Origin of the sequence: Pseudomonas aegrilactucae (assembly GCF_019168305.1) — a bacterium.
Classification (GTDB): domain Bacteria; phylum Pseudomonadota; class Gammaproteobacteria; order Pseudomonadales; family Pseudomonadaceae; genus Aquipseudomonas; species Aquipseudomonas aegrilactucae.
The window spans coordinates 1-3,231 of sequence record NZ_JAHTBI010000165.1; the positions used below are offsets into that span (position 1 = coordinate 1).

Annotated in this window: 2 protein-coding genes; both read left to right on the top strand. The window is 56.5% G+C overall.

Going from position 1 to position 3,231, the window contains the following annotated elements; genetic code table 11:
- Positions 1-332: 332 nt before the first annotated feature.
- Positions 333-2,927 (top strand): RHS repeat domain-containing protein, encoded by a 2,595-nt coding sequence (locus KUO17_RS26275; protein WP_255263816.1) that lies wholly within the window; start codon positions 333-335, stop codon positions 2,925-2,927.
- Between the two features lie 23 nt (positions 2,928-2,950).
- On the top strand, positions 2,951-3,231 hold a 281-nt coding region (locus KUO17_RS26280; RefSeq protein ID WP_217978461.1), incomplete at its 3' end, for an RHS domain-containing protein.

A 3,231-nucleotide genomic window follows, 5' to 3' on the forward strand; every position in this document is an offset into this window, starting at 1 on the left:
ATCTGAGACAGGACACTAGAAGTACCTCGACCACCCCTCTCCCCCTTCCCTCGACCATGTATGGTCCCCGCGGCATCCGGGAACCGGATAGCAGGTACGAGAAAGCACGACTATTAACCCGCATAACGTCGAGTGACGGACGCACTGTCACGCTTTCGTACAACTCAAAATCCTCTCGTTTAGAATCGATCACGGACACAGCGGGTAATATTTGGACGTACGCCTATCTCACTGCAGACGCCAACAACTCCGCAACGCTTGCCACCGTGACACTTCCGACAAGAGAACGCTGGCAATACCACTATCAGGCAGGCCCCTTCAAAACTACAGGTATGTATGCAGTAGAAACCATCACGCCCTTGACACCTGACACATTGGCCGCGCGCAAGATTATTGGAATCACCTTTCCAACCGGCGGAAGCGTGAAGTATCAATATGGCGTCATGAACATCGGAAAAAGCCTCCAATCCGCTGTAGGTAGAAACACAGCTGTCTACCCGATGGATATTCGTCGCGAACACATCGTCAAGCGAACGCTTTCCACTGGCGGGGAATGGAACTACGACTATACCCGTGGAGAAGCTGGGCAGCTTGACACTACCCGCATGGTGGGACCGGAAGGGACAACACTATATACGTTCATGTCCGCAGGTCATAAAATAAAAAACAAAATCTCGGGGCCCCTTCCGCCGCTTCCCTATGAAAATAATGCGTGGAAAGTTGGCCAGTTGATTGGGCTGACTCGGCCTGACGGCAGTAGCGAATCCTACACGTATTCACCGCGTGAAGTTGACGGGTCTTGGTATATCCTGATTGATGGCGGTCTAGTGTCCGATAAAAAAGTCTGGGCTGCCGATGTAGCGACCAAGATCATTACTTCTGAGGGCGCGGTATACACCACTACGTATAAAAACTACGATATCTATGGTAATCCAGGCACGCGTAGTGAATCCGGACCAAATGGTGGCAGTCGTACCACGACGATGACCTATTACAACGATCCCAACAAATGGATTATCGGTCGCCTCAAAGATGAAACCTTTCCCGGTAGCTCTGTCACTCGTACTTTTGACACCAAGGGCAAAGTCTTGGCGATCAATCGCGATGGTGTAGTAACGCGCTACACCTATGATCCACAGGGCAACCTCGCCAGTAAGACGGAGCCGGGTAATCGCCTCTATACCTACAGCAACTACAAGCGCGGCATCCCGCAAGCCGAAGTACAGCCAGAAGGCATCAGCCTGGCCCGCGTAGTCGACAATGCTGGCAACATCGCCAGCGAAACCAACGGCGAAGGCAAACTCACCCGCTACACCTATGATGGACTCAACCGAGTGAAGTCTATGACACCACCTTCGGGCGTCGTCAAGACCATCACCTACACTCCAACAAGCCAGATTGCCAGCCGTGGTGCGCTGATTGAAACCACCCGATACGAACCGTTCGGCCGAATAGCCAGCGTGACACTTGGTGGCATTACAACGCGCTACGAATACGACGCGCTGGGTCGCCGCACCTTTGTTTCACATCCTGGGGCCGCAACGGGTACCCGCTATCAATACGATGCACTCGGCCGCGTCACGCGTGTGACCAACGCCGACGGCACCTTCCAGACCACCGTCTACGGCCCCGGCACCAAGGCCGTTACCGATGAGCGCGGCAAGGTCACCAAGTCCACCTACAGGATCTACGGTGACCCGGAGCAAGGACACCTGATGGCGATTGCCGCAGCCGACCCGGCCGCTAACGTGACCCTCACCCGCAATACCCGCGATCAGGTCACTGCCGTGAGCCAAGCCGGCCTTACACGCAGCTATGCCTACAATGCCAACGGCTACCTGGTCTCCGTCACCAACCCGGAAACCGGCGTGACAACCTACGGTCGCGATATCGCCGGCAACATGACCACGCGTGCCGTTGGCACCTCCGGTATCACTCGCTATACGTACGATGGCCAGAACCGCCTCATCTCGGTGGTGTACCCAGGCACCACGCCTGCCGTGACCAATACCTATGACAAGACCGGCAAACTGCTGACCAGCAACGCAACCGGCGGCAATCGCAGCTTCGCCTACGATGCGGCCGGCAACCTGATTCAGGAAACGCTCGCACTCGACGGCAAAAGCTTCACCGCCAAATACGCCTACAACGGTCTGGACCAGCTCAGTAGCGTGACCTACCCGCAATCTGGCCGAGCGGTGAACTACGCCCCTGATGCCCTCGGCCGCCCGACAATCGTCAGCGGCTATGTCAGCGGTATCAAATACTGGCCGAGTGGGCTTATCCAGCAGATCACCTATGCCAACGGCACGGTAACCCAGTACGGGCAGAACCCGCGCCTGTGGCCGGCAACTTTCAGTACCCAGAAAACTGGGGGCAGTCTGTATCTGGACAGCAGCTACACCTATGACGGTACCGGTAACCTGTTGACGATACGCGACACCACTGACAGTGCGTTCAATCGCACGTTGGGCTACGACAACATCAACCGCCTGACGAACGTCGCCGGCTTCTGGGGTGAAGGCAGCATCGCCTACAGCGGCGGCGGCAACATTCTCAAGCAGACGCTCGGCTCGTCCACCCTGAACTACAGCTACGATGCACAGAACCGTCTGAGCGCCGTCAGCGGCCTACGCGCCGGCAGCTACGGCTATGACGCCTACGGCAATATCAGCAGCAGCCAGGGTACGACCTACACCTATGACGGCGTACCTAATCTGGTATGCATCAACTGCGCAAACCCGGCAAGCAAGGTCGAGTACAGCTACGACGGTCTCAACCACCGCAGCAGCGTGACCAAAGCAAGTGCCAAGGTCTACGAGATGCATGATTCCAAGGGCAAGCAACTGATCGAACTGGATGGCGCCAGGTTGACCGAATATCTGTACCTGGGTGACAAGCGCATTGCACAGCGGGTGAGCCCATGAGCGAGTACAAAGGAGAACTCTGCATGGACGCTTTGAAGAAACTGGGGAGGAAGGTCGGTGCGATGATACTCGCTCTGACGATGACCAACTCTGCCATTGCCGACACCGTGACCTACTTCCACAACGACATTTCTGGTAGCCCGTTGGCCGCTACAGACCCGGCAGGCAATCTGCTGTGGAGGGAAAACTACAAGCCGTATGGCGAGAAGCTGACCCGGTCGGCGGCCAGCAGCGCTAACACCATCGGCTTCCATGGGAAGGCGCATGATGACGGTACTGGTCTTTCGAGTGCGATCCACGAACC

Bases quoted from the DNA above. Each gene is read 5' to 3' on its own strand.
- KUO17_RS26275 (WP_255263816.1), top strand. From the start codon at position 333: ATGTATGCAGTAGAAACCATCACGCCCTTGACACCTGACACATTGGCC.